Origin of the sequence: Pseudomonas sp. DSP3-2-3 (assembly GCF_049898225.1) — a bacterium.
Classification (GTDB): Bacteria; Pseudomonadota; Gammaproteobacteria; order Pseudomonadales; family Pseudomonadaceae; genus Aquipseudomonas.
The window spans coordinates 137,987-162,222 of record NZ_JAFCXH010000013.1 but is presented as its reverse complement, the minus strand read 5'-3'; the positions used below and the strand labels follow the sequence as shown (position 1 = coordinate 162,222).

At 59.5% G+C, this 24,236-nt stretch carries 23 protein-coding genes and 1 pseudogene; 15 read left to right on the top strand and 9 right to left on the bottom strand.

The genetic code is table 11. The features are described 5' to 3' along the window. Positions 1–191 precede the first annotated feature (191 nt). Together ACP7E4_RS16925 and gbcA are read right to left on the bottom strand one after the other, a co-directional pair. Entirely contained in the window at positions 192–527 is a 336-nt protein-coding gene (locus tag ACP7E4_RS16925) for a hypothetical protein (protein ID WP_426116222.1), read from the bottom strand. Between the two features lie 133 nt (positions 528–660). Beyond that, positions 661–1,959, bottom strand: a complete 1,299-nt coding sequence (gbcA, locus tag ACP7E4_RS16920) for a glycine-betaine demethylase subunit GbcA (RefSeq protein WP_426116220.1) — start codon at positions 1,957–1,959, stop codon at positions 661–663. 330 nt (positions 1,960–2,289) lie between these two features. Here gbcA and gbcB point away from each other — a divergent pair, with 330 nt between their 5' ends. Next, on the top strand, positions 2,290–3,390 hold the full coding sequence (gene gbcB, locus ACP7E4_RS16915) for a glycine-betaine demethylase subunit GbcB (protein ID WP_065831537.1): 1,101 nt from the start codon (positions 2,290–2,292) through the stop codon (positions 3,388–3,390). Positions 3,391–3,531: 141 nt separating this feature from the next. Here gbcB and ACP7E4_RS16910 read toward each other — a convergent pair whose 3' ends face one another. Both ACP7E4_RS16910 and ACP7E4_RS16905 read right to left on the bottom strand, forming a co-directional pair. Continuing rightward, complete coding sequence (locus ACP7E4_RS16910; RefSeq protein ID WP_426116249.1) at positions 3,532–4,368, bottom strand: methyl-accepting chemotaxis protein; 837 nt, start codon at positions 4,366–4,368, stop codon at positions 3,532–3,534. Between the two features lie 18 nt (positions 4,369–4,386). Continuing rightward, positions 4,387–5,142, bottom strand: a pseudogene (locus ACP7E4_RS16905) (MCP four helix bundle domain-containing protein); the annotation flags it as partial. Positions 5,143–5,505: 363 nt separating this feature from the next. On the opposite strand from ACP7E4_RS16905, the gene ACP7E4_RS16900 reads away from it, so the two are divergent. Next, complete coding sequence (locus tag ACP7E4_RS16900; protein ID WP_426116217.1) at positions 5,506–5,745, top strand: hypothetical protein; 240 nt, start codon at positions 5,506–5,508, stop codon at positions 5,743–5,745. Continuing rightward, a complete protein-coding gene (locus ACP7E4_RS16895) occupies positions 5,742–6,044 on the top strand; it encodes a cell division protein ZapA (protein ID WP_426116215.1) in 303 nt (100 codons plus the stop codon). The genes ACP7E4_RS16900 and ACP7E4_RS16895 overlap by 4 nt, the downstream gene beginning before the upstream one ends. Before the next feature lie 132 nt (positions 6,045–6,176). On the opposite strand, the gene ACP7E4_RS16890 is transcribed toward ACP7E4_RS16895, so the two are convergent. Continuing rightward, a complete protein-coding gene (locus ACP7E4_RS16890; protein WP_426116213.1) occupies positions 6,177–7,217 on the bottom strand; it encodes a low specificity L-threonine aldolase in 1,041 nt (346 codons plus the stop codon). A gap of 224 nt (positions 7,218–7,441) precedes the next feature. Between ACP7E4_RS16890 and ACP7E4_RS16885 the strand changes: the two genes are divergently transcribed. From ACP7E4_RS16885 to ACP7E4_RS16840, 10 genes are all read left to right on the top strand, one after another. Next, positions 7,442–8,185 carry a TraX family protein gene (locus ACP7E4_RS16885; protein ID WP_426116211.1) on the top strand — a complete coding sequence of 248 codons (744 nt, stop codon included), beginning with the start codon at positions 7,442–7,444 and terminating at the stop codon, positions 8,183–8,185. A gap of 234 nt (positions 8,186–8,419) precedes the next feature. Then, positions 8,420–9,637: an alanine transaminase gene (gene alaC / locus ACP7E4_RS16880; RefSeq protein ID WP_047577633.1), complete on the top strand. Its 1,218-nt coding sequence runs from the start codon at positions 8,420–8,422 to the stop codon at positions 9,635–9,637. 327 nt (positions 9,638–9,964) lie between these two features. Next, positions 9,965–11,218 (top strand): serine hydroxymethyltransferase, encoded by a 1,254-nt coding sequence (glyA, locus tag ACP7E4_RS16875; protein WP_426116208.1) that lies wholly within the window; start codon positions 9,965–9,967, stop codon positions 11,216–11,218. Positions 11,219–11,235: 17 nt separating this feature from the next. Further along, positions 11,236–12,486 (top strand): sarcosine oxidase subunit beta family protein, encoded by a 1,251-nt coding sequence (locus ACP7E4_RS16870; RefSeq protein WP_065831545.1) that lies wholly within the window; start codon positions 11,236–11,238, stop codon positions 12,484–12,486. Positions 12,487–12,500: 14 nt separating this feature from the next. Next, positions 12,501–12,827, top strand: coding sequence for a sarcosine oxidase subunit delta (locus tag ACP7E4_RS16865; RefSeq protein WP_065831546.1), 327 nt, complete (start codon positions 12,501–12,503; stop codon positions 12,825–12,827). Next, positions 12,824–15,841 (top strand): sarcosine oxidase subunit alpha, encoded by a 3,018-nt coding sequence (locus ACP7E4_RS16860; RefSeq protein WP_426116206.1) that lies wholly within the window; start codon positions 12,824–12,826, stop codon positions 15,839–15,841. The genes ACP7E4_RS16865 and ACP7E4_RS16860 overlap by 4 nt, the downstream gene beginning before the upstream one ends. Before the next feature lie 150 nt (positions 15,842–15,991). Continuing rightward, positions 15,992–16,624, top strand: coding sequence for a sarcosine oxidase subunit gamma (locus ACP7E4_RS16855; RefSeq protein WP_426116204.1), 633 nt, complete (start codon positions 15,992–15,994; stop codon positions 16,622–16,624). A 141-nt stretch (positions 16,625–16,765) separates the two neighbouring features. Beyond that, positions 16,766–17,623: a formyltetrahydrofolate deformylase gene (gene purU, locus ACP7E4_RS16850; RefSeq protein ID WP_426116202.1), complete on the top strand. Its 858-nt coding sequence runs from the start codon at positions 16,766–16,768 to the stop codon at positions 17,621–17,623. 141 nt (positions 17,624–17,764) lie between these two features. Then, positions 17,765–18,964, top strand: a complete 1,200-nt coding sequence (fdhA, locus tag ACP7E4_RS16845) for a formaldehyde dehydrogenase, glutathione-independent (RefSeq protein WP_426116200.1) — start codon at positions 17,765–17,767, stop codon at positions 18,962–18,964. A 282-nt stretch (positions 18,965–19,246) separates the two neighbouring features. Next, complete coding sequence (locus ACP7E4_RS16840; protein WP_426116198.1) at positions 19,247–19,816, top strand: DUF2780 domain-containing protein; 570 nt, start codon at positions 19,247–19,249, stop codon at positions 19,814–19,816. Here ACP7E4_RS16840 and ACP7E4_RS16835 read toward each other — a convergent pair whose 3' ends face one another. Further along, entirely contained in the window at positions 19,817–20,710 is an 894-nt protein-coding gene (locus tag ACP7E4_RS16835; RefSeq protein ID WP_426116196.1) for an acyltransferase, read from the bottom strand. A 284-nt stretch (positions 20,711–20,994) separates the two neighbouring features. Here ACP7E4_RS16835 and ACP7E4_RS16830 point away from each other — a divergent pair, with 284 nt between their 5' ends. After that, a complete protein-coding gene (locus tag ACP7E4_RS16830; RefSeq protein WP_426116194.1) occupies positions 20,995–21,495 on the top strand; it encodes an ATP-dependent zinc protease in 501 nt (166 codons plus the stop codon). Between the two features lie 58 nt (positions 21,496–21,553). Beyond that, a complete protein-coding gene (locus ACP7E4_RS16825) occupies positions 21,554–21,883 on the top strand; it encodes a response regulator (protein WP_426116192.1) in 330 nt (109 codons plus the stop codon). Positions 21,884–22,226: 343 nt separating this feature from the next. On the opposite strand, the gene ACP7E4_RS16820 is transcribed toward ACP7E4_RS16825, so the two are convergent. The 3 genes from ACP7E4_RS16820 to ACP7E4_RS16810 all read right to left on the bottom strand — a co-directional run bounded on the left by ACP7E4_RS16820 (position 22,227) and on the right by ACP7E4_RS16810 (position 24,229). After that, entirely contained in the window at positions 22,227–22,856 is a 630-nt protein-coding gene (locus tag ACP7E4_RS16820) for a glutathione S-transferase family protein (protein ID WP_426116190.1), read from the bottom strand. Positions 22,857–22,922: 66 nt separating this feature from the next. Continuing rightward, positions 22,923–23,099: a hypothetical protein gene (locus ACP7E4_RS16815; protein ID WP_426116188.1), complete on the bottom strand. Its 177-nt coding sequence runs from the start codon at positions 23,097–23,099 to the stop codon at positions 22,923–22,925. Next, positions 23,096–24,229, bottom strand: coding sequence for a PepSY-associated TM helix domain-containing protein (locus ACP7E4_RS16810; RefSeq protein WP_426116186.1), 1,134 nt, complete (start codon positions 24,227–24,229; stop codon positions 23,096–23,098). The genes ACP7E4_RS16815 and ACP7E4_RS16810 overlap by 4 nt, the downstream gene beginning before the upstream one ends. Positions 24,230–24,236: the final 7 nt, after the last annotated feature.

The window sequence follows — 24,236 nt, the reverse complement described above, 5'->3', positions numbered from 1 at the left end:
CTCCTACAGGTCCGGCGGTCCGGCGGTCCGGTGGAGTTGTTAACAATCCCTGTTAACCAGTCTGTGGATAACATGTTCGCTTATCCCCAAAAGCCATACAAACCGCCCTCTCCAGCCCACTGATCGAAATCTGATCAACGTAAACCCTTGATTTGCAGTACATCCTTCTGTGGATAAACATGCCACTGCTATCAACAGTTGCCCACAAAGTCTGTTGGCGCTTCTGTGGACAAGTTGTTCGCTAACCGCTGCAAGCCTTTAAATACGCGGCCTACAGGCATCTGTACAAAAAACGAACAATCGGGACCTAATAAGCAAAATCTTTGTTTGTCCACCGCTAAATACGGCCTTTTCAGCAGTTTTCCACAGATCAAGCCCCAACCTGGCAAAGTTGCCCCCAAACTCTGTTGGCGCTTCTGTGGATAAGGTGTTTGCGGTCCTTTGTAGGCCTTTGAATTCATGGCTTTGCAGGGATTGATCAAATAATAGACAATACCTGTCCAGAAGTGACAATCTGGATAAGTCACGGTTTTTTATTGGGTTTTTAGGTGCTTCAGGCGGGTTCCCCACAAGGACTACGGGCGATTCTGTGGATAAGTTGTTGGTATCTACGTATAACGTGTGGGAGCTTGCTCCCACACTGGGCCTATCAGATTTACATCACTCGTGATTAACCGCCACGCCCTTCAAATACGCCGCAGGTTCAGCGCCGAGGTTTTCCAGCATGCGGGCGCTGTACCAGTCGATGAAGTTGACCACACCGAACTCGTAGGTCTTGGAGTACGGGCCGGGCTGGTACGCGGTGGAGTTGATGCCGCGCTGGTTTTCTTCGGCCAGACGACGGTCCTGGTCGTTGGTGGCGTCCCAGACTTGCCGCAAGCGTGCGACGTCGTAGTCAACGCCTTCCACGGCGTCTTTGTGCACCAGCCACTTGGTGGTGACCATGGTTTCCTGCGCGCTGATCGGCCACACGGTGAACACGATGACGTGGTCGCCCATGCAGTGGTTCCAGGCGTGGGGCAGGTGAAGGATACGCATGGAACCCAGGTCCGGATTCTTGATCCGGCCCATGAGTTTCTTGCTGCCTTGCTTGCCGTCCATGGTCATGGACACGGTGCCCTTGAGCAGCGGCATGCGCACGATACGGTTACGCAAGCCGAAGCTGGCGTGGGCATAAGGAATCTGTTCGGCATCCCAGGCGGCGGCCGACTCGGCGACGTGGTCCTTGAACGACTGCGTGGCGCGCGGATCGGTGACGTCATCCCATTCCAGCAGCGTGTTCAACAGTTCCGGGTGCGACGCGTTGCAGTGATAGCACTCGCGGTTGTTTTCCAGCACCAGCTTCCAGTTGGCCTTTTCCATCAAGGTGCTTTGCACAGCCACCTTGGTGTTTTCCATGTCGTAGGGTTCCATGTAGTGCTTGAGCGTCTGCAGGAACTCGTCGATGGCCGGAGGATTTTCCGCCAGGCAGATGAAGATGTAGCCGCCCGCAGTCTTGACGTTGATCGGCTTGAGGCCGAACTTGCTCATGTCAAAATCGCTGCCCATTTCGCTGCCCGCGTACAACAGACGGCCGTCCAGTTCGTAGGTCCACTGGTGATAGTGGCAAACCAGCTTGGCAACCTTGCCTTTCTCGCCAGTGCACAGCCGCGAGCCGCGATGGCGGCAGACGTTGTGGAACGCATTCACCACACCATCGGGGCCGCGCACGATCAGCACCGGATTCTTGCCGATCTGCAACGTCAGGTAATTGCCCTTGGCCGGGATCTCGCAGGTCATGCCTGCAATCAGCCACTCCTTGTGAAAGATTTCCTGCATGTCGATTTCATGCAGCCGCTCATCACTATAGAAAGGCTGCGGCAGCGAATAGGTGCGCTCGCGATTCTGCAGCATTTCGGCGGTGGCCTTACGTGCGGGTTCCAGCGGATCGCCCAAGCTCAAGGTTGCGGTGACGTCCATCGTTGAAGTCCTCATGACCGTGTCTTCTAACGGTCGGCGAATGTGGCTGATACGGTTATTTGCAACGGTTTGCACGCAAGGCGACGATTGTTTTATCGCTCATGCTCAAGAATAGTTTTTTCGGTAACTATTGAGTGGCGAGTGTGGAGTTCGGCGCAGACTCGGCCTTATCCATGGGCGACATGGCCGAATCCGTTCCCGACGCGCGAACCCCGGTAGCGTGGGGCTGGTCGCGATAAGTACGCCGATGTCGCTGATAGGTAAGTGGGCTGTCTGCGCCTTACGCAGAATTCGCAGCATGAGGCCGACAGTCGGCCGTGGAGATTCAGCATGTCCCAAAGCTTCCTCAGCCCGGTAAATACCCAGACATGGGCCAACGGCCGTCACCTGGTTCGTGTCGTCAAAGTGATTCAGGAAACCTGGGACGTGCGCACCTTCTGCTTCATGGCCGACCAGCCGATTCTGTTCTTCTTCAAGCCCGGCCAGTTCGTGACCCTGGAGCTGGAAATCGACGGCGTGCCAGTGATGCGCTCGTACACCATTTCCAGTTCGCCATCGGTGCCTTACAGCTTCTCGATCACCATCAAGCGCGTGCCGGGCGGCAAGGTTTCCAACTGGCTGCACGACACCCTGCATGAAGGCCAGGAACTGGCGGTCCACGGGCCGGTGGGGCTGTTCAACGCCATCGACTTCCCGAACCCGAAGATTCTCTACCTCAGCGGCGGCGTCGGCATCACGCCGGTGATGTCCATGGCGCGCTGGTTCTACGACACCAACGCCAACGTCGACATGGTCTTCGTGCACAGCGCACGCTCACCCAAGGACATCATTTATCACCGCGAGCTGGAACACATGGCGTCGCGGATCGACAACTTCAGCCTGCATCTGGTCTGCGAAAAACATGGCCTGGGCGAACCCTGGGCCGGGTATCGCGGCTATCTGAACCAGAAAATGCTGGAGCTGATGGCGCCGGACTTCCTCGAACGCGAAGTGTTTTGCTGCGGCCCGACGCCGTACATGAACGCGGTCAAGCGTCTGCTGGAGAGCAACGGCTTCAACATGGCGCAGTACCACGAGGAATCCTTCGGCCAGACGCCACCGGAAGCCCGCGCCGACGCCGTGGAACAAGCAGAAATCGCCGCCGACGCGCCAGAAGTCGATGCTTCGGAACTGCATCAGGTGGAGTTCACCGACACCGGCAAGAGCATCCGCGTGGCACCGGGCGAAACCGTCCACGCCGCAGCCGCCAAACTCGGCCTGATGATCCCCAAAGCCTGCGGCATGGGCATCTGCGGCACCTGCAAGGTCATGAAACTGAGCGGCGAAGTGGAAATGGAACACAACGGCGGCATCACCGACGAGGACGTGGAAGAAGGCTACATCCTGTCGTGCTGCAGCGTGCCCAAGGGTGATGTGCGGATCGAGTATTAATCGCCAGAGGCGATTAATACTGTAATTGTGGGAGCGAGCTTGCTCGCGAAGACAATCTTCCAGGTTCTGAAAAACTCCCGGAATGTCCTGGCCTCTTCGCGAGCAAGCTCGCTCCCACAACACCCTTTGGCCGACTAACCCTTACAAACTAAACCGCGCAACCATGCTGTTCAGGTCCACAGCCAGACGAGTCAGTTCGCCGCTGGCAGCGCTGGTCTGTTTGGCGCCGTCTGAGGACTGGGCCGACAGGTCGCGGATGTTGACCAGATTGCGATCCACTTCCCGGGCGACTTGCGCCTGTTCTTCCGCTGCGCTGGCGATCACCAGGTTGCGCTCGTTGATCTCGACGATCGCGGTATTAATGGTGTCCAGCGCCAGGCCTGCGCCTTTGGCGATGTTCAAGGTCGACTCGGCGCGCTCGGTGCTGTTGCGCATCGAGTTGACGGCTTGTTCGGTGCCGCCCTGAATGCTGCCGATCATGCGTTCGATTTCGCTGGTGGACTGTTGCGTGCGATGAGCCAGCGCCCGCACTTCATCGGCAACCACCGCAAAGCCGCGCCCGGCTTCACCGGCACGGGCTGCTTCAATGGCAGCATTGAGGGCCAGCAGGTTGGTCTGATCGGCAAGACCGCGAATCACGTCCAGCACCTTGCCGATATCACGGGATTCATTGGCCAGGTTGCCGACCAGATCCGCAGTGCTCTGCACGTCACCGCTCATGCGCTCGATGGCGCTGACCGTTTCCATGACCAGATCACGACCGTCGCCAGCAGACGTGGTCGCGCTTTTCGATGCATCGGAAGTGCTGATGGCGTTGCGTGCAACTTCTTCCACGGCGCTGGTCATTTCATTGACCGCGGTGGCCGCCTGCTCGATTTCATTGTTCTGTTGGGTCAGGCCGCGCGCGCTTTCATCAGTGACAGCGTTGAGTTCTTCGGCGGCAGACGCCAGTTGCGTCGCCGAGCCGGAAATCCGCATCAGCGTGTCGCGCAGTTTTTCCTGCATTTTCTGCATCGCCGCCAACAAGCGACCGGCTTCGTCGGTGCCTTCGACTTTGATCGGACGCGTCAAGTTGCCTTCGGCAATTCCTTCGGCAGCATCCAGCGCAGCAGCAATCGGCCGGGTGATGCTGTTGGTCAGCAACCAGGCGAACAGCATGGTCAACACCGTGGCGATGATCAGCAGACCGACCACCAGATTGAACGCCGAGGAGTATTCATCGGCTGCGGCCAGGTTGGTGGCATTCAATTGTGTGCTGTTGAGCTCGGACAGCTTGGCCAGGACCACATTCATCTTGTCAGAGTTGGATGCGGAGTCCCCGTTGAGCAGTTTGGCCATTTCCTCGACATTGCCCGCACGGCTGAAGCCAATGAGGCGTGCTTCAATCTGGCGGTACTCGCCCAGCAGCTGCACATATTCGGTGTAGGTCGCCCGCTCTTCAGGGGACGAGATCAATTTTTCATAAACCGCCTGGGCATCGCTGATCTGCTTGTTGCGCGCGGCAAACAATTCGATGGTCTTTTCCTGGACATTCGCGTCGCGATTAGTGAGCAGACGATAAGCCAGAACCCGCATGCGGATACCCGCCACCGTGAGTGCGTTCAGGTTCTGGATACTGGGGACGCTGTTTTGCGCGACCTGATCACCGGCGGTGCGGATATGGCTCATCTGCGTCAACGCGAAGATGCCGAGAATCAGCATCAGCGCACCGATAAAGGCGAACCCAAGAAACGCGCGCGGCGCTATGTTCATGTTACGTAAGGACATAATGTTTCCTGAGGTGATGCCGCAATCCTTGCGAGCAAAAGAGAAAACGTTGCGGATTGCCATGCCTATCGGTCGCGCCAGCAAAGACTTGAGGTGCGCCGAAAAAAAGGACCTGCGACCTTAGGTCACAAGCAGGCCGGAAAAACGGCAAACGGCAGCGGTCTGACGAGCAGCCGGAACCAGATTGCCAAACGGCAGTCAACAAGGGTCCTTATGCGTTTACCTCGTTGAGGAGGCTCGCGCGCTGAAGTACCGGTATTTAAAGGGCCAACGGCCCTGATAAGCCTGGCATGCGCAGTGACTTTTCTTTATCGTGTGCGCCCGTTGAAATTAGCTAGAGAATTCAAAATGTTGGAAGCATCCCTGAGCCAATTGGAACAACTTGTAGGAGACCTGGTGCAACAGAACCAGCAACTGCAAAACACGAACGCGCAGCTCAGCGCCGAACTGGCTCAAGCCAAGGATGACAACGACAGTCTGCAACTGAGCCTGATGGAGCAGGAAGAAAAGCAAGGCGCCACCGCCGCCCGTATTCAGGCTCTGGTTGACCGCGCCACCAGCGCCAGCGCGAGCGCCGTCAACGCATGAGTACTCATGGAAACGGGGTGACGGTCGTTTCGATCATGGGTAACGACTACTCGATCAAGGCACCGGCCGGGGAAGAACAAACCCTGTTGCAGGCAACGGCCATGCTCAAGGCCTCATTGATCGACACCAAGCGTAAATACCCAAGCCTGATCGGCGACCGCCTGCTGGTCCTGGCCGCGCTGAACCTGTGCTCGCAACAGGTCGAACTGAACAAGCAGCACCAGGTCGAACTCGACCGCTGCCAGCAGCAGATCGACGCGACGGTGGAAGTGATTTCCAAGACCATCGCGCAGAGCTGAAACAGTCGATACCACCTGTGGGAGCGAGCTTGCTCGCGAAGAGGCCAGTACATCCAAAGAACTTTTTTGGAATCTGAATACCGCCTTCGCAAGCAAGCTTGCTCCCACAAGATCAGCGTCGCTCCGCCAACCTCAAGCCCCCATCACCAACCGGATATCCGCCGCCAACTCGCGCACGCGGTCTTCTTCGGTGTCCCACGAGCACATGAAGCGTGCGCCGCCGCTGCCGATGAAGGTGTAGAAGCGCCAGCCCTTGGCGGTCAACGCCGCGATGGCCGGTTCCGACAATTGCAGGAACACGCCATTGGCCTGCACCGGGAACATCAGCTCCACGCCGGGAATATCCTTGACCAGTTCAGCCAGCAACTGCGCGCAGTGGTTGGCGTGGCGTGCGTGTTTGAGCCAGGCGTCATTTTCCAGCAAGCCGACCCAGGGCGCGGACAGGAAGCGCATTTTCGACGCCAGTTGCCCCGCCTGCTTGCAGCGATAGTCGAAGTCTTCCGCCAGGTCATGGTTGAAAAACAGAATCGCCTCGCCCACCGCCATGCCGTTCTTGGTGCCGCCAAAGCACAACACGTCGACGCCGGATTTCCAGGTCAGCTCGGCTGGCGAACAGTCCAGGAAAGCGCAGGCATTGGAAAAACGCGCGCCGTCCATGTGCAGATTGAGGTTCAACTCTTTGCAGGTCGCGCTGATTGCCTTGAGTTCTTCTGGCTGATAGACGCTGCCGACTTCCGTGGCCTGGGTCAGCGTCACGACACGCGGCTTGGGGTAGTGAATGTCCTGACGCTTGAGGGCGACTTCGCGGATCGAATCCGGCGTCAGCTTGCCGTTTTCGCTGCGGGCGGTCAGCAACTTGGAGCCGTTGGAGAAAAACTCCGGCGCGCCACATTCGTCAGTCTCGACGTGGGCGGTTTCCGAGCAGATAACGCTGTGATAGCTCTGGCACAACGATGAGAGCGCCAGGGAGTTGGCTGCCGTACCGTTGAAGGCGAAAAACACTTCACAGTCGGTTTCGAACAATTTGCGGAAATCATCGGAGGCGCGGGCGGTCCATTGGTCATCGCCATACGCGCGTTGGTGGCCGTGGTTGGCCTGTTCCATGGCAGCCCATGCCTCAGGACAGATGCCCGAATAGTTGTCACTGGCAAACTGCTGGCTTTTATCGGTCATGGCCGGTTCCTTGTCATTGATTATGGTGCGCACTGTAGCGAAGATCCCAGCCTTTGGTCATGTGTTGTCGTGTTGCAAAATACCGAACCGGTGGCGGCGCATTATCCTGTGGGACCGGCTTTAGCCGGGAAAAGGCCCGTAGATCCGCCGCAGAGAGTCGGCGTGAGTTGCGCAGCCTTCCCGGCTAAAGCCGGTCCCACAGAGCATTTCACGTTTGGAGCACCATGGATCTGTCGAACCCGCCCTACCTGCCCGGACGCGACAAGGCGCTGGACCTGCTCAAGTGGCTGGCGATGTTGAGCATGGTGCTCGATCACCTGCGTTACGTCGGCTGGTCGGTGAATTTCCTGTACGTGCCGGGGCGCTTCGCCTTTCCGTGGTTTTGCCTGGCGATTGCGGTGAATCTGGGGCGCAAGACTGCGCTGTTCCCCGATCCCAAAGTGCAGTGGCGCTATCTGGGCTGGTTACTGCTGTTCGCCGGGCTTTCCGAAATTCCTTATCGGCTGTTCATGCACGATGCAGACACGCTGAACGTGTTGCCGACGTTAATGCTCGGTTTGCTGGTCGCCCAGGGCTGGCGCCATCCGCTGCCGCTCACCCGGGTGCTGGCGATTGGCGCGCTGCTACTCGCGGCCGTTTTGCAGCAGCAACTGATGTTCGGGTTTTTCGGCGTATTGCTGCCGGTGGCGTTTCTGCTGGTGCTGCGCCGCCCGCTGTGGTTCGCGGCGCTGCCCGGCGCGGTTTGCCTGGCGGGCAATGCCTGGCCGCAGATGCTCGCGGGCGCGGCGTGGGGCGATCCGGTTTCCATTGGCTCGCTGATCGTGTGCCTGATCGCGCCATTATTGGGCCTGGCGTTGTTGCGTCGGCGGCTGCACTTCCCGGTCAAACCCATGCGTCGCTGGGCCTATGCGATTTACCCGCTGCATTTTTTGCTGCTGCTTGGGTTGCGGGAAGTGCTGGCGCTTTGAAAGCTTGCACATCTCCCGTGGGAGCAAGCTTGCTTGCGAAAGCAGTATTCCAGGTTCAATAAATGTGCCGAATGTACTGATCCCTTCGCGAGCAAGCTCGCTCCCACGATTGCTGCTGCACGAGAAAATCCCTGTAGACAAAACGCCATCAGCGCCTTTATCTTCCGCACAGGCCACCCCATGTGGCCAACGTCGCTCGGACGGTTCCGGGCGCTTACGTCTTCAGAGGCCTCCATGGCAGACTTACCTTCGCCGCGCCGTTTTGCGCGCATCGATCGACTCCCCCCGTACGTTTTCAATATCACCGCCGAGCTGAAAATGGCCGCTCGCCGCCGTGGTGAAGACATCATCGACTTGAGCATGGGCAACCCGGACGGGCCAACCCCACCGCACATCGTCGAAAAACTGGTCACCGTTGCCCAACGTGAAGACACTCACGGCTACTCGACTTCGCGTGGCATTCCGCGTCTGCGTCGGGCGATTTCCAACTGGTACAAAAAACGCTACGACGTTGATATCGACCCGGAAGATGAAGCCATTGTCACCATCGGCTCGAAAGAGGGCCTGGCGCATTTGATGCTGGCGACCCTGGATCAGGGCGACACGGTGTTGGTGCCGAACCCGAGCTATCCGATTCATATCTACGGCGCGGTGATTGCCGGTGCCCAGGTCCGTTCGGTGCCGCTGATTCCGGGCGTGGACTTCTTCGCCGAACTGGAGAAAGCCATTCGCGGCTCGATCCCCAAGCCGAAGATGATGATCCTCGGCTTCCCGTCCAACCCCACCGCGCAGTGCGTCGAGCTGGATTTCTTCGAACGCGTGGTGGCGCTGGCCAAGCAATATGACGTTTTGGTGGTTCACGATCTGGCCTACGCCGACATCGTCTACGACGGCTGGAAAGCCCCGTCGATCATGCAGGTGCCCGGCGCCAAGGACATCGCGGTGGAGTTTTTCACCCTGTCCAAGAGCTACAACATGGCCGGTTGGCGCATCGGTTTCATGGTCGGCAACCCGGAACTGGTCAACGCCCTGGCGCGGATCAAGAGTTACCACGACTACGGCACCTTCACCCCGCTGCAAGTTGCAGCCATTGCTGCGCTGGAAGGCGATCAGCAATGCGTGCTGGACATCGCCGAGCAGTATCGCCAGCGCCGCAACGTGCTGGTCAAAGGTCTGCATGAACTGGGCTGGATGGTGGAAAACCCGAAAGCCTCGATGTATGTCTGGGCCAAGATTCCTCCGGCTTACGCGCACCTTGGTTCGCTGGAATTCGCCAAGAAGCTGCTGGCTGAAGCGAAGGTCTGCGTCTCGCCCGGTGTCGGTTTTGGTGAGTACGGCGACGATCACGTGCGCTTCGCCCTGATTGAAAACCAGGACCGCATCCGCCAGGCCGTACGCGGTATTCGCGGAATGTTCCGGGCGGATGGGCAGTTGCCGGGTAAATCTGTCTGATTGCGACATCATGTGACCAAAATCCTCCGTTTATCCCGGAGGATTTTTTTTGGTCGAATACCGTCTTCGCGAGCAAGCTCGCTCCCACAAATCCGCGTTGTCCCTGTGGGAGCGAGCTTGCTCGCGAATTTGTCGGCATGCATCAACACCTTTGATTCAGCTATTTCCCCCTCCCCGCCCACCCATGTCGTAAACGCACCTTTGCGTGGCGTCCGCAGGCATTTGGCGTCTTTGGTCCGGCCCTACCATCGCATCAAAGGGCACTGTCTTCAGACTGCGGCCCTACCCTCATAAGACAGGCGCCACGCCGCCGCTGGGAGAACCGCGATGTTCAGCAAGAATGACCAAATCCAAGGCTATGACGATGCACTGCTGGCGGCGATCAATGCCGAGGAGCAACGTCAGGAAGATCACATCGAACTGATCGCGTCGGAGAACTACACCAGCCAGCGCGTCATGGAAGCCCAGGGCAGCGGCCTGACCAACAAATACGCCGAAGGTTATCCGGGCAAGCGCTACTACGGTGGCTGCGAGCACGTCGACAAAGTCGAAATGCTCGCCATCGAGCGCGCCAGGCAACTGTTCGGTGCCGATTACGCCAACGTCCAGCCGCACTCCGGCAGCTCGGCCAACGCCGCTGTTTACCTGGCACTGCTGCAAGCCGGCGACACCGTGCTGGGCATGAGCCTGGCCCACGGCGGTCACTTGACCCACGGCGCGAAAGTCAGCTTTTCCGGCAAGCTCTACAACGCGGTGCAATACGGCATCGACACCACCACCGGCCTGATCGACTACGACGAAGTCGAGCGCATCGCCGTCGAATGCCAGCCAAAAATGATCATCGCCGGCTTCTCGGCCTACTCGAAAACCCTGGATTTCCCACGATTCCGCGCAATCGCCGACAAAGTAGGCGCTTACCTGTTCGTCGACATGGCCCACGTGGCCGGTCTGGTTGCCGCCGGTCTGTACCCGAATCCGCTGCCGTACGCCGACGTCGTGACCACCACCACGCACAAGACCCTGCGCGGTCCACGGGGTGGCTTAATCCTGGCCAAGGCCAACGAAGAGATCGAGAAGAAACTCAATTCCGCCGTGTTCCCCGGCGGTCAGGGTGGCCCGTTGATGCACGTGATCGCCGCCAAGGCCGTGTGCTTCAAGGAAGCCATGGAGCCAGGTTTCAAGGCGTACCAGCAGCAAGTGATCGACAACGCTCAGGCGATGGCGCAAGTGTTCATCGACCGTGGCTTTGATGTGGTCTCCGGCGGCACCGACAACCATTTGTTCCTGGTCAGCCTGATCCGTCAGGGTCTGACCGGCAAAGACGCCGACGCGGCGCTGGGTCGTGCGCACATCACCGTGAACAAAAACTCGGTGCCTAACGATCCACAATCACCGTTCGTGACCTCGGGCCTGCGCATCGGTACGCCAGCGGTCACCACGCGCGGCTTCAAAGTGACCCAGTGCGTCGAACTGGCCGGCTGGATCTGCGACATCCTCGATAACCTCGGCGACGCCGATGTAGAGGCCAACGTTGCCAGTCAGGTTGCAGCACTGTGTACCGATTTCCCGGTTTATCGCTGAGTCAGGAGTAGTCACTCATGCAGCATTACTCAGGCTTCGGCCTTCTGAAACACTCCCTCAGCCACCACGAAAACTGGCAGCGCATGTGGCGCACGCCGACCCCGAAAAAGGTCTACGACGTAGTGATCGTCGGCGGCGGCGGGCATGGTCTGGCCACGGCTTATTACCTGGCCAAGGAGCACGGCATCACTAACGTGGCCGTGGTCGAAAAAGGCTGGCTGGGCGGCGGCAACACGGCGCGCAACACCACCATCGTGCGCTCCAACTACCTGTGGGATGAGTCGGCGCACCTTTACGAACACGCGATGAAACTGTGGGAAGGCCTGTCTCAGGACCTGAACTACAACGTGATGTTCTCCCAGCGCGGCGTTTACAACCTGTGCCACACCTTGCAGGACATGCGTGATTCCGAGCGTCGGGTCAGCGCCAACCGCCTCAATGGCGTGGACGGCGAATTGCTCAACGGCAAACAGGTCGCGGACGAAATCCCGTACCTGGACTGCTCGAAAAACACCCGTTATCCGATCATCGGCGCCACCGTACAGCGGCGCGGTGGCGTAGCCCGTCACGACGCCGTGGCCTGGGGCTTTGCCCGTGCTGCCGATGCCTTGGGCGTGGACTTGATCCAGCAGACCGAAGTGATCGGCTTCCGCAAGGAAAACGGCGTCTGTGTCGGCGTGGAAACCAATAAAGGCTTCATCGGCGCCAAGCGCGTCGGTGTGGTGACGGCCGGTAACTCCGGGCACATGGCGAAACTGGCGGGCTTCCGTCTGCCGATCGAATCCCACCCGCTGCAAGCACTGGTGTCCGAGCCGATCAAGCCGATTATCGACAGCGTGATCATGTCCAACGCCGTGCACGGCTACATCAGCCAGTCCGACAAGGGCGACCTGGTGATCGGTGCCGGTATCGACGGCTACAACGGCTACGGCCAGCGCGGCTCTTATCCAGTGATCGAACACACCGTCCAGGCAATCGTCGAGATGTTCCCGGTGCTGTCCCGCGTGCGCATGAACCGTCAGTGGGGCGGCATCGTCGACACCACACCGGACGCTTGCCCGATCATTTCCAAGACGCCGGTGCCGAACATGTTCTTCAACTGCGGTTGGGGCACTGGTGGCTTCAAGGCTACGCCGGGTTCGGGCAACGTGTTTGCCGCGAGTCTCGCCAAGGGCGAAATGCATCCTTTGGCAAAACCTTTTTCCATCGACCGTTTCCACAACGGCGCTCTCATTGACGAACACGGCGCAGCCGCAGTCGCTCACTAACAGGAGAATCATCCATGTTGCACATCTTCTGTCCCCACTGTGGCGAACTGCGCTCCGAAGAGGAATTCCACGCATCCGGCCAGGCGCACATTCCGCGTCCGCTGGATCCGGGCGCCTGCACCGACGAGCAATGGGGCGACTACATGTTCTTCCGCGATAACCCGCGCGGGCTGCATCACGAACTGTGGATCCACGCCGCCGGTTGCCGCCAGTACTTCAACGCCACCCGCGACACCGTGACTTACGAAATTCTCGAAACCTACCCGATTGGTGCCAAGCCGCAGTTCACTAACAAGGCATTCGGCAACCAGGCAGCCAGCGGCGAGGGAGACAAGGTATGAGCCAGACTAACCGACTGCCCAACGGCGGCCGCATCGACCGCAGCAAGGTGCTGAACTTCACCTTCAACGGCCAGACCTACCAAGGCTTCGAAGGCGACACGCTGGCCGCTGCATTGCTGGCCAATGGCGTCGACATCATCGGCCGCAGCTTCAAGTATTCCCGCCCGCGCGGCATCTTCGCCGCCGGCTCCGAAGAGCCGAACGCCGTGCTGCAAATCGGCGCGACTGAAGCCACGCAAATCCCCAACGTGCGCGCCACGCAACAGGCGCTGTATTCGGGTCTTGTAGCGACCAGCACCAACGGCTGGCCGAGCGTCAACAATGACGTGATGGGGATTCTCGGCAAGGTCGGCGGCAAGCTGATGCCGCCGGGTTTCTACTACAAAACCTTCATGTACCCGCAATCGTTCTGGATGACTTACGAGAAGTACATTCGCAAAGCCGCCGGTCTCGGTCGTTCGCCGACCGAAAACGATCCGGACAGCTACGACGCGATGAACCAGCACTGCGACGTGCTGATCGTCGGCGCAGGTCCTGCCGGTCTGGCCGCAGCACTGGCGGCTGCACGCAGCGGCGCCCGAGTGATTCTCGCCGATGAACAGGAAGAATTCGGCGGCAGCCTGCTGGATACTCGCGAAAGCCTCGACGGCAAGCCTGCCGCTGAATGGGTCGCGACAGTTATCGCCGAACTGAAAGGCTTGAAGAACGTGGTGTTGCTGCCACGCGCCACGGTCAACGGCTACCACGACCATAACTTCCTGACCATTCACGAACGCCTCACCGATCACCTCGGCGACCGTGCGCCAATCGGTCAGGTACGTCAGCGCATGCACCGCGTGCGTGCCAAGCGCGTCGTGCTGGCTGCTGGCACTCACGAACGTCCGCTGGTTTACGGCAACAACGACGTGCCGGGCAATATGCTGGCTGGCGCGATTTCCACCTACGTACGCCGTTATGGCGTAGCGCCGGGCAAGAAGCTGGTGCTGTCCACCAACAACGATCACGCTTATCGCGTCGCGCTGGACTGGCTCGATGCCAGCCTGCAAGTGGTGGCGATTGCCGATGCCCGTCACAACCCACGTGGCGCGCTGGTTGAAGAAGCCCGCGCCAAAGGCATTCGTATCCTGACCGGCAGCGCGGTGATCGAAGCTCGCGGCAGCAAGCACGTGACGGCAGCGCGCATTGCCGCCATCGACGTCAAAGGCCATCGCGTCACCAGCCCTGGCGAATGGCTCGATTGCGACCTGATCGGCAGTTCCGGCGGCTATAGCCCTATCGTCCACCTCGCTTCACACTTGGGCGGCAAGCCGGTCTGGCGTGAAGACATCCTCGGTTTCGTACCGGGTGAAGCGCCGCAGAAACGCGTCTGCGTCGGCGGCGTGAACGGCGTTTACGCACTCGGCGACGCACTGGCCGATGGTTTCGAAGGTGGCGTACGCGCCGCCAGCGAAGCCGGGTTCAAAGCGGTCGAAGGCGTATTGCCAAAAGCCTTGAGCCGCGCTGAAGAGCCGACTCTGGCGCTGTTCCAGGTGCCACACGACAAATCCACCACCCGCGCGCCGAAGCAATTCGTCGATCTGCAGAACGATGTCACCGCGGCCGGTATCGAGCTGGCGACCCGCGAAGGCTTCGAGTCGGTCGAGCACGTCAAACGCTACACCGCGCTGGGCTTCGGCACCGATCAGGGCAAGCTGGGCAACGTCAACGGTCTGGCCATCGCCGCCCGTTCGCTGAACGTGACCATCCCCGAGATGGGCACCACCATGTTCCGTCCGAACTACACGCCGGTTACTTTCGGCGCGGTAGCCGGTCGTCACTGCGGGCACATTTTCGAGCCGGTGCGCTTTACTGCGCTGCACGCCTGGCACGTCAGGAACGGCGCCGAGTTTGAAGACGTCGGCCAGTGGAAACGCCCTTGGTACTTCCCGAAAAAAGGTGAGGACATCCATGCCGCCGTTGGCCGCGAATGCAAAGCCGTGCGCGACAGCGTCGGCCTGCTGGATGCCTCGACCCTCGGCAAGATCGACATTCAAGGCCCGGATGCCCGGGAGTTTCTCAACCGCATCTACAGCAACGCCTGGACCAAGCTCGATGTGGGCAAGGCGCGTTATGGCCTGATGTGCAAGGAAGACGGCATGGTCTTCGACGACGGCGTAACCGCCTGTGTCGCCGACAACCATTTCATCATGACCACCACCACCGGCGGCGCGGCGCGCGTGCTGCAATGGCTGGAAATCTATCAACAGACCGAATGGCCTGACCTGAAGGTGTACTTCACTTCCGTGACCGACCATTGGGCGACCATGACCCTGTCCGGGCCGAACAGCCGCAAGCTGCTCAGCGAAGTGACCGACATCGATCTGGGCCGTGAAGAATTCCCGTTCATGACCTGGAAAGAAGGCCTGGTCGGCGGCGTTCCGGCGCGGGTGTTCCGTATCTCGTTTACCGGCGAGCTGTCGTACGAAGTCAACGTCCAGGCCGATTACGCCATGGGCGTTCTGGAAAAAATCGTCGAAGCCGGCAAGAAGTACAACCTGACACCGTACGGCACCGAGACCATGCACGTGCTGCGCGCCGAGAAGGGTTTCATCATCGTCGGCCAGGACACTGACGGCTCGATGACCCCGGACGACTTGAACATGGGCTGGTGTGTCGGTCGCACCAAACCGTTCTCGTGGCTCGGCTGGCGTGGCATGAACCGCGAAGATTGCGTGCGTGATCAGCGCAAACAGCTGGTCGGCCTGAAACCGGTCGATCCGGCCAAATGGCTACCGGAAGGCGCGCAACTGGTGTTCGACACCAAACAAGCGATCCCGATGAAGATGGTCGGCCACGTCACGTCGAGCTACGCGGTGTCTTCCCTGGGTTACTCGTTCGCCATGGGTGTGGTCAAAGGCGGCTTGAAGCGCATGGGCGAACGCGTGTTCGCACCCTTGGCTGATGGCAGCTTCATCGAAGCCGAAATCGTGTCTTCGGTGTTCTTCGATCCGAAGGGTGAGCAGCAGAACGTTTGAATTGTGTCAGGCGCTTCGCGGTGCCTGATCCATTCGCGAGCAAGCTCGCTCCCACAGTTGACCATGCCCTTGTGGGAGCGAGCTTGCTCGCGAAAGCCGCGCCGAAATGTTCAGCCCTACGAAACAACAGAATTCAGGAACAGGTGATCCATGACCACAGCCAACGTTTACCAGCAGCGGCCAACGACCGGTGAAAAAGCCGAGTCACCGCTGTTTCATGCCGATCTCAACAAGCTGGTCGGTAAAGGCCGCGCCAACCCTGGCGTGATCCTGCGCGAGAAAAAACTGCTCGGCCACCTGACGATTCGTGGCGATGCCCATGATCCGGCGTTCGCTGCCGGCATGGCGACCGCCACCGGTATGGAACTGCCCAAGGCCCTGGCCGTGGTCATCAACGGCGAAAGCTCGCTGCAATGGCTCGGCCCGGATGAATGGCTGCTGATCGTACCCAGCGGTGAAGAGTTCGCCGCTGAGCAGAAGCTGCGCGCAGCGCTGACCGGTTTGCACATTGCCATCGTCAACGTCAGTGGCGGTCAGTCGATCCTTGAACTGAGCGGCTCGAAAGTCCGCGAAGTGCTGATGAAATCCACCAGCTACGACGTGCACCCGGACAACTTCCCGGTGGGCAAGGCCGTCGGCACGGTGTTCGCCAAATCGCAACTGGTCATCCGCCGTACCGGCGAGGAAACCTGGGAATTGCTGATCCGCCGCAGCTTCGCTGACTACTGGTGGATGTGGTTGCAGGATGCCAGTGCCGAATATGGCTTGAGCATTCAGGCCTGATCGCTGATTCACTGACTACCCCCGTGGGACCGGCTTCAGCCGGGAAAGGGCCGCTACATCCGATGCATTTGCTGTGTCAGACATGCCGCCTTCCCGGCTAAAGCCGGTCCCACAAGTAACGTTGCAAATAAGGAATACACAATGAGCCGCGCCCCCGACACATGGATTCTGACTGCCGACTGCCCAAGCGTACTGGGCACGGTGGACGCGGTGACCCGCTATCTGTTCGAGCAGGGCTGCTACGTGACCGAGCACCACTCGTTCGATGACCGGCTTTCCAGCCGCTTCTTCATCCGCGTCGAATTCCGTCAGCCCGATGGTTTTGATGAACAGGGCTTCCGCGCCGGTCTGGCCGAACGCGGGCAAGCCTTCGGCATGATCTTCGAGCTGACCGCGCCGAACTACCGCCCGAAAGTGGTGATCATGGTCTCCAAGGCCGACCACTGCCTGAACGACCTGCTCTATCGCCAACGCATCGGCCAGTTGTCCATGGACGTGGTCGCGGTGGTGTCCAACCATCCGGATCTGGAACCGTTGGCGCGCTGGCATGAAATTCCGTACTACCATTTCCCCCTGGACCCGAACGACAAGCCGGCGCAGGAGAGCAAAGTCTGGCAAGTGATCGAAGAGTCCGGCGCCGAACTGGTGATTCTCGCCCGCTACATGCAAGTGCTGTCGCCGGAGCTGTGCCGCAAGCTGGACGGCAAGGCGATCAACATTCATCACTCGCTGCTGCCCGGTTTCAAGGGCGCCAAGCCGTACCATCAGGCTTACGACAAAGGCGTGAAACTGGTCGGTGCGACTGCTCATTACATCAATAACGATCTGGACGAAGGCCCGATCATTGCCCAGGGCGTCGAAGCGGTTGACCACAGCCATTACCCCGAAGACCTGATCGCCAAAGGCCGGGATATCGAAGGTCAGACGTTGGCTCGGGCGGTGGGATATCACATTGAAAGGCGGGTGTTTTTGAATGCCAACAGGACAGTCGTTCTGTAGCTGCAAGCCACAAGCTTCAAGAGGAAAAGCAGAAGAACCGGAAACACGCTTCAGTCACAGGAACAAGTAGCTGGCTTTTGCTTGCTGCTTGAAGCTTGCGGCTTGAGGCTCACTCAATAACAACAAAATCGAGGTGAAAGCATGTCTGGCAATCGTGGTGTGGTGTATCTCGGCGCTGGCAAGGTCGAAGTACAGAAAATTGACTATCCAAAAATGCAGGATCCGCGCGGTCGCAAGATCGAGCATGGCGTCATCCTGCGCGTGGTCTCTACCAACATTTGCGGCTCGGACCAACACATGGTGCGCGGCCGTACAACCGCACAGACCGGCCTGGTCCTGGGGCATGAAATCACGGGTGAAGTGATCGAAAAAGGCACCGGCGTCGAGAACCTGAAAATCGGTGATCTGGTGTCGGTTCCTTTCAACGTGGCGTGCGGCCTGTGCCGTTCATGCAAGGAACAACACACTGGTGTTTGCCTGTCGGTGAATCCGGCTCGTCCCGGCGGCGCTTATGGTTACGTCGATATGGGCGACTGGACCGGTGGTCAGGCCGAGTACGTGCTGGTGCCGTATGCCGACTTCAACCTGCTGAAGCTGCCTGACCGTGACAGGGCCATGGAAAAAATTCGCGACCTGACCTGCCTGTCCGACATTCTGCCGACCGGTTATCACGGTGCCGTGACTGCCGGCGTAGGTCCGGGCAGCACGGTGTATATCGCGGGTGCTGGCCCGGTCGGCCTGGCCGCAGCTGCATCGGCGCGCCTGCTGGGCGCCGCAGTGGTGATCATCGGTGACGTGAATCCTGCCCGTCTGGTCCACGCCAAGGCTCAGGGTTTCGAAATTGCCGACCTGTCCCAGGACACGCCGCTGCACGAACAGATCGCCGCGTTGCTGGGCGAACCGGAAGTGGATTGCGCGGTTGATGCCGTAGGCTTTGAAGCCCGCGGCCATGGCCACTCAGGCGTGCAACATGAAGCTCCGGCAACCGTCCTCAACTCGTTGATGGGCGTGGTGCGCGTGGCTGGCAAGATCGGCATTCCCGGCCTGTACGTCACCGAAGATCCAGGCGCTGTCGACGCCGCAGCAAAAATGGGCAGCCTGAGCATTCGCTTCGGCCTGGGCTGGGCGAAATCCCACAGTTTCCACACCGGCCAGACCCCGGTCATGAAGTACAACCGCCAACTGATGCAAGCCATCATGTGGGACCGCATCAAAATCGCTGACGTGGTCGGTGTCGAAGTCATCAGCCTCGACGACGCCCCACGCGGTTACGGCGAGTTCGATGCAGGCGTGCCGAAGAAGTTTGTGATTGATCCGCACAAGTTGTTCAGCGCGGCGTAAATTTCAAACCGAGCGTTATCTTGTGGGAGCGAGGCTTGCCCGCGAAGGCGTTATCCCTGGCGATAAAGATGTCGACTGGGAGTACGCCTTCGCGGGCAAGCCTCGCTCCAACGGGTAGCGTTTCTGTGTAACCCGATCTGCCCTCTCGCGAACAAGTCGCTCCTGCACATCCTTTGTCTCGTCCCCCAACAGACGAACGCAAGGAACGTTCCCCCGCCCAACCCTGTCAAACACGTGTTTTTACCGGCTTGCCGGATTTTTTCCGTTTGAGGGGTTGTTTCAATGAAGATTTCACGCGGTGTAGCACTGGCATCGTTGATGGCTCTGGCCGCAAGTCCGGTGTTCGCCTTCAACCTGAACGACGCAGCCAATGCTGTCTCCAACGCCACCAACGGCAATCAAAAAGCGACCGCTGCGCCGGAAGCCGCTGGCCTGCTGAACTTGCTGGGCAGCAATCTGAATGTCACTCCGGAACAGGCCGTCGGCGGTACTGGCGCGCTGTTGGGTCTGGCGAAGAACAAACTCGCCGGCAACGATTTCAGCCAGTTGAGCAAAGCGGTGCCGGGCCTGGATCAACTGGCCGGGACCAGCGCCTTGAGCAGTCTGGGCAACCTCAATGGGCTGGGCAATATATTGGGCAGCTCGGGCGACAGCGCCAGCAGCTCCATCTTGAATAGCGCGTTGGGCAACGTGCAAAGCATGGCGGACGTGAACAAGGCGTTCTCCGCGCTGGGCATGGACAGCTCGATGGTCAGCCAGTTTGCGCCGCTGATCCTGCAATACCTCGGTCAGCAAGGCGCCGGTGGCTCTGCGCTGCAAAGCCTCGGCAGCCTGTGGGGCACCGGCAGCTGATTAATCTGCCAGCGCATCGCCCCGCAACAGGGCGATGCGCGCATCTTTGTCCTGCCACAGCTGGTTGACCCAGCCCTGCACTTTTTCGCGAAACAGCGGATCGTTTTCGTAGTCGCCTTGCCATAACGCGGGATCGAGTTCACGGGTCTGAATATCGATGATCACGCGCGGCACTCGCCCGCAGAGTAAATCCCAGAAGCCGGGAATCCGCTGACTCGGATAAACCACGGTGACATCCAGAATCGCATCCAGCTGCTCACCCATCGCCGCAAGAACAAACGCCACGCCGCCCGCCTTGGGTTTGAGCAAGTGCGAATAAGGCGAGTTCTGCTGCGCCTTTTTCGCCGCGGTGAAGCGCGTGCCTTCCAGATAGTTGACCACCGTGACCGGCTGACGCTTGAACAACTCGCACGCTTGGCGAGTGATCTCCAGATCTTGACCTTTCAGCTCCGGATGTTTGGTCAGGAACGCCTTGCTGTAGCGTTTCATGAACGGGTAATCCAGCGCCCACCACGCCAGGCCCAGTAGCGGAACCCAGATCAATTCCCTTTTCAGGAAAAACTTGAAGAACGGCGTGCGGCGGTTCAACGCTTGAATCAACGCCGGGATATCTACCCAGGACTGATGGTTGCTGATCACCAGATAAGACGTGTCGCTGCGCAGATTTTCATCGCCGCGCACTTCCCAGCGGGTGGGTATGCACAGGGCGAAAATCAGTTTGTCGATTTCGGCCCAGGTCTCGGCAATCCACATCACCGCCGAGGACATGTGATCGCGCATATGCCCCTGGAAAATCAGCTTGAGCAGGGCAAAAATCAGCAGCGGGCCGATATGGACCAAGGTGTTGAGCAGCAACAACAAGCCGACAAAACAGCCGGTGAGCAGGCGGCGCATAAAAAACTCTTACAATTTTTCGGGCCGCCATCATAAAGAGGACGGGGGTTTACGCCAAATCCATTGGTCGTCGACAAATGTTTCACGACGTTACGGTTAAGCTGTGGGCAGCGAACGAAGTTGAATCCAGATGTCTAAAACGCAGCCATTGTGGGAGCGAGCTTGCTCGCGAAGGCCCTGGTTCAGCTTCTGGAGATGTTGGGCACTGGCCTCTTCGCGAGCAAGCTCGCTCCCACAGATAATGCCGTTCCAACTCAGTCTGTTTGACAAGAGGTACCACCCACGTGAAATCAATCCTGGCGCTTTTGTCTCTGCTGGCCTTACCGGTCATGGCCGCCGAGCCGACGCTGTATGGTCGTTACGAATACATCAAGGTCGCGGAATTCGGCGAAACCTTCCAGGCCAAGATGGACACTGGCGCACTGACCGCGTCGTTGTCAGCCAAGGATATCGAGCTGTTCCAGCGCGACGGCGATGACTGGGTGCGCTTCCGTCTGGCGACCAAGGGCGCCAGCAACAAGGTGTACGAGCACAAGGTCTCGCGCATCAGCAAGATCAAAGGTCGCTCCGATGGCGAAGACGAGGACGAAGTGGTGGATCCAACCAAGCGCCCGGTCGTCGATCTGGAGCTGTGCCTGGGCGATGAAAAACGCACCGTCGAAGTCAATCTGGTGGATCGTAGCCACTTCAACTATCCCCTGTTGATCGGCGCCAAAGCCTTGCGCGAGTTCGGCGCGGCAGTCAATCCGGCACGACGCTATACCGCTGACAAACCCGATTGCTGATTGACGTTCGCCGCTGATCCCGGCACCGTTTCGTCCTTACCTCAAGCGCTCGGATGCCATGCCGCATATTTTGATTGTCGAAGACGAAGCGGCGATTGCCGATACCCTGATCTATGCCCTGCAAAGTGACGGTTTCACCACGTCCTGGCTGGGCCTCGGTCAGGCGGCAGTGGAGCATCAACGGCGTACGCCGGCGGACCTGATCATCCTCGATATCGGCTTGCCGCGTTTAAGCGAGCGCTTTTACTCCCTGCCCCGCCCGGACAGCGGCCGCAAAAGCACGGGATTGGGGCTTAACTTCGTCGAAGAAGTGGTGAGCCTGCACGGCGGCGAGATGCGCATCGGCAATGTCGAGGGTGGGGTTTTGGTGACGGTGTTGTTGCAGTAGCAGATTCCCCGTCGCGCAGCAAACACCGGCCCCTGTTGGAGCGAGGCTTGCCCGCGAAGAACGATGACGCGGCAGATCAGGGTCACCGAGGCGCCTGATTCGCGGGCAAGCCTCGCTCCAACGGGATCTACGCCTGACGCAATCTCCACGCAATCCCCATAGACGCTACATCAGCCCTCCACACACGGCTCGCAGACTCTCCCCATCAAAACAGGGATGAGTAACTGGCTCGGATTACGCGAGGATCAAGCCCAGGCGAGAGATCTGCTGCTGAGGATTGCCTGTCTGTTTCCGGTGCCACCTCCAGCAACGGATGTTCAGCGAGCTGGAGGCGGCCGCTCAATCAAACGCCGGGCTGGGTCGCCAACATCGAAGGCCGCTGGCTGACTTCGCCGTACCAACTCGCCAGACGCGGATAGCTGCTGCGCCAGCCGAGGTCAGGCTGGCGGAAATCGAGATAACCCAGCGCAGCGGCAACGCTGATGGACGCCACATCGAAGGCTGAACTGAGTTCGGTGATGGCGTCCTGCTCGAAATAACTGAGACTGCGGGCGATTTTTTGCTGCTGGTTGTCGAGCCACAGGTCCCAATGTTTTTCCACTGGACGCAAAGCGCTTTCATAGCGGATCAGCAGTGCGGCATCCAGCAGCGCATCGGCCAGGGAGGCCAGGGTCAGACGCCGCCAGCGCGCGGAACCTTCGCGAGGGATCAGCGGATTGCCGACGTGCTGGTGGTCCAGATAATCGAGAATCACCCGGCTGTCGTGGATCACATTGCCGTCGGCCAGACGCAGGGCCGGGATCTTGCCGGCCGGGTTATCAAGATTCAGCTCGGCAATCGGATTAACCGGCGTCAAAGGCATCGGCAGCAGTGCCACCCGGTCCAGCTGACCGGTTTCATGCAGCAGGACCATAACCTTGCGGGCGAAGGGCGAAGCTGCGTTGGTGTACAACGTCATGGTCGGTGCGGACATGGGTGTTCCTCGGATGAGACGGCCGTCTAGACTAGCCAGCGCCCCGCTCGTCCGCAATGACTGGTTTCAGGTCCTGCGCACCAGCAAACCGCGAACGCTCAATACTGCCGCAATGCCCATTCCCAGCCAGGCCAGCGTGTCCCACCAGCCGTCGCCGAGCAATGCGGCGAACAGCCCGAACGCGATCAAAATTCCGATCAGCAACGGCATGGCAAACACGTGGCGCATGGTCGAGCGCTTCATTGCACGGTTTCCGCTTGCGCAACGCTGACCGGCCGCGCTGCCTTGCGCCGCACCCACCACAGATAAACGCCACTGCCGAGGACGATGATGGTCAGCACATCCAGCGCCGCCCAGAGGATTTTCATCGGCATACCGCCGTAATCACCGAAGTGCAACGGCTGCGACATGCCCAGCGCGTCCATGTACCAGGGCCGCTCTACCACGGCGGTGACGTCCAGGGTTTTCGCGTCGATCAACACCGGGGTCGCCAGGTGCTTGGTCAAATGCGTATTGCCCTTGAGGAACACCGCGTAATGGTGCTCGCTGGAAAAGCGTGTGCCGGGGAACGCAATGAAATCCGCTTCCATGCCCGGCGCAGCAGCTTCGGCGATGCTCAGCAGATTCGTGGCAGGAGCGCGCTGGGTCAACTCGGGCGCATCCTTATAGGGGGCGATCATCGCCGCCAGACTGTCGTTGCGCCAGGACGAAATCAACAGGTCGGCGCAGGCGCTGATCACGCCGGTAACGCCCACCACCAACGCCCAGGTCAGGGTCACGACGCCGATCAGGTTATGCAGGTCGAGCCAGCGCATGCGCATGGATTTGTCGGCGCGCACGGTGGCGAACTTGAGTTTGCGCATGAACGGCGCATACAGCACCGTCCCGGAAATAATCGCCAGCACGAACAGAAATCCCATGAACGCCAGCAACAGTTTGCCGGTCAGCCCGGCGTACATGTCCACGTGCAGGCGCAGCATGACCATCATGAAACCGCCGTTGGCCGACGGTATTTCATAGGCCTGGCCGGTGCGCGAATCCATCATGAACGAGTGCGAAGAATTGGGCTCGGTGCCCGCCGTCTTGGCCATGATCGCCCAGACGCCGTTGGCGTTATCCTCGTCCCAGCCGAAATACTGCATGACGTCGCCCGGCCGATACGCTTCGGCGGCTTCGACCAGTTTTTCCAGATTCAGATGCGGCGTGTCGGCCGGCATCTCCTTGAACTCGGGCTCGTTGCCCAGCAGGTGATCGATTTCATGGTGAAAAATCAACGGTAACCCGGTCACCGCCAGCATCAGCAGGAACAGGGTGCAGATCAGGCTGGTCCAGGTGTGGATGAACGACCAGCGGCGCACGGTTTGGCTTTTCATATGCTTC

Bases quoted from the DNA above. Each gene is read 5' to 3' on its own strand.
- glyA (WP_426116208.1), top strand. From the start codon at position 9,965: ATGTTCAGCAAGAATGACCAAATCCAAGGCTATGACGATGCACTGCTG.
- ACP7E4_RS16860 (WP_426116206.1), top strand. From the start codon at position 12,824: ATGAGCCAGACTAACCGACTGCCCAACGGCGGCCGCATCGACCGCAGC.
- ACP7E4_RS16855 (WP_426116204.1), top strand. From the start codon at position 15,992: ATGACCACAGCCAACGTTTACCAGCAGCGGCCAACGACCGGTGAAAAA.
- ACP7E4_RS16825 (WP_426116192.1), top strand. From the start codon at position 21,554: ATGCCGCATATTTTGATTGTCGAAGACGAAGCGGCGATTGCCGATACC.
- purU (WP_426116202.1), top strand. From the start codon at position 16,766: ATGAGCCGCGCCCCCGACACATGGATTCTGACTGCCGACTGCCCAAGC.
- ACP7E4_RS16890 (WP_426116213.1), bottom strand. From the start codon at position 7,217: ATGACCGATAAAAGCCAGCAGTTTGCCAGTGACAACTATTCGGGCATC.
- alaC (WP_047577633.1), top strand. From the start codon at position 8,420: ATGGCAGACTTACCTTCGCCGCGCCGTTTTGCGCGCATCGATCGACTC.
- gbcB (WP_065831537.1), top strand. From the start codon at position 2,290: ATGTCCCAAAGCTTCCTCAGCCCGGTAAATACCCAGACATGGGCCAAC.
- ACP7E4_RS16840 (WP_426116198.1), top strand. From the start codon at position 19,247: ATGAAGATTTCACGCGGTGTAGCACTGGCATCGTTGATGGCTCTGGCC.
- ACP7E4_RS16910 (WP_426116249.1), bottom strand. From the start codon at position 4,368: ATGCGGATTTCCGGCTCGGCGACGCAACTGGCGTCTGCCGCCGAAGAA.
- ACP7E4_RS16820 (WP_426116190.1), bottom strand. From the start codon at position 22,856: ATGTCCGCACCGACCATGACGTTGTACACCAACGCAGCTTCGCCCTTC.
- ACP7E4_RS16810 (WP_426116186.1), bottom strand. From the start codon at position 24,229: ATGAAAAGCCAAACCGTGCGCCGCTGGTCGTTCATCCACACCTGGACC.
- ACP7E4_RS16885 (WP_426116211.1), top strand. From the start codon at position 7,442: ATGGATCTGTCGAACCCGCCCTACCTGCCCGGACGCGACAAGGCGCTG.
- gbcA (WP_426116220.1), bottom strand. From the start codon at position 1,959: ATGGACGTCACCGCAACCTTGAGCTTGGGCGATCCGCTGGAACCCGCA.
- ACP7E4_RS16870 (WP_065831545.1), top strand. From the start codon at position 11,236: ATGCAGCATTACTCAGGCTTCGGCCTTCTGAAACACTCCCTCAGCCAC.
- fdhA (WP_426116200.1), top strand. From the start codon at position 17,765: ATGTCTGGCAATCGTGGTGTGGTGTATCTCGGCGCTGGCAAGGTCGAA.
- ACP7E4_RS16815 (WP_426116188.1), bottom strand. From the start codon at position 23,099: ATGAAGCGCTCGACCATGCGCCACGTGTTTGCCATGCCGTTGCTGATC.
- ACP7E4_RS16900 (WP_426116217.1), top strand. From the start codon at position 5,506: ATGTTGGAAGCATCCCTGAGCCAATTGGAACAACTTGTAGGAGACCTG.
- ACP7E4_RS16835 (WP_426116196.1), bottom strand. From the start codon at position 20,710: ATGCGCCGCCTGCTCACCGGCTGTTTTGTCGGCTTGTTGTTGCTGCTC.
- ACP7E4_RS16895 (WP_426116215.1), top strand. From the start codon at position 5,742: ATGAGTACTCATGGAAACGGGGTGACGGTCGTTTCGATCATGGGTAAC.
- ACP7E4_RS16865 (WP_065831546.1), top strand. From the start codon at position 12,501: ATGTTGCACATCTTCTGTCCCCACTGTGGCGAACTGCGCTCCGAAGAG.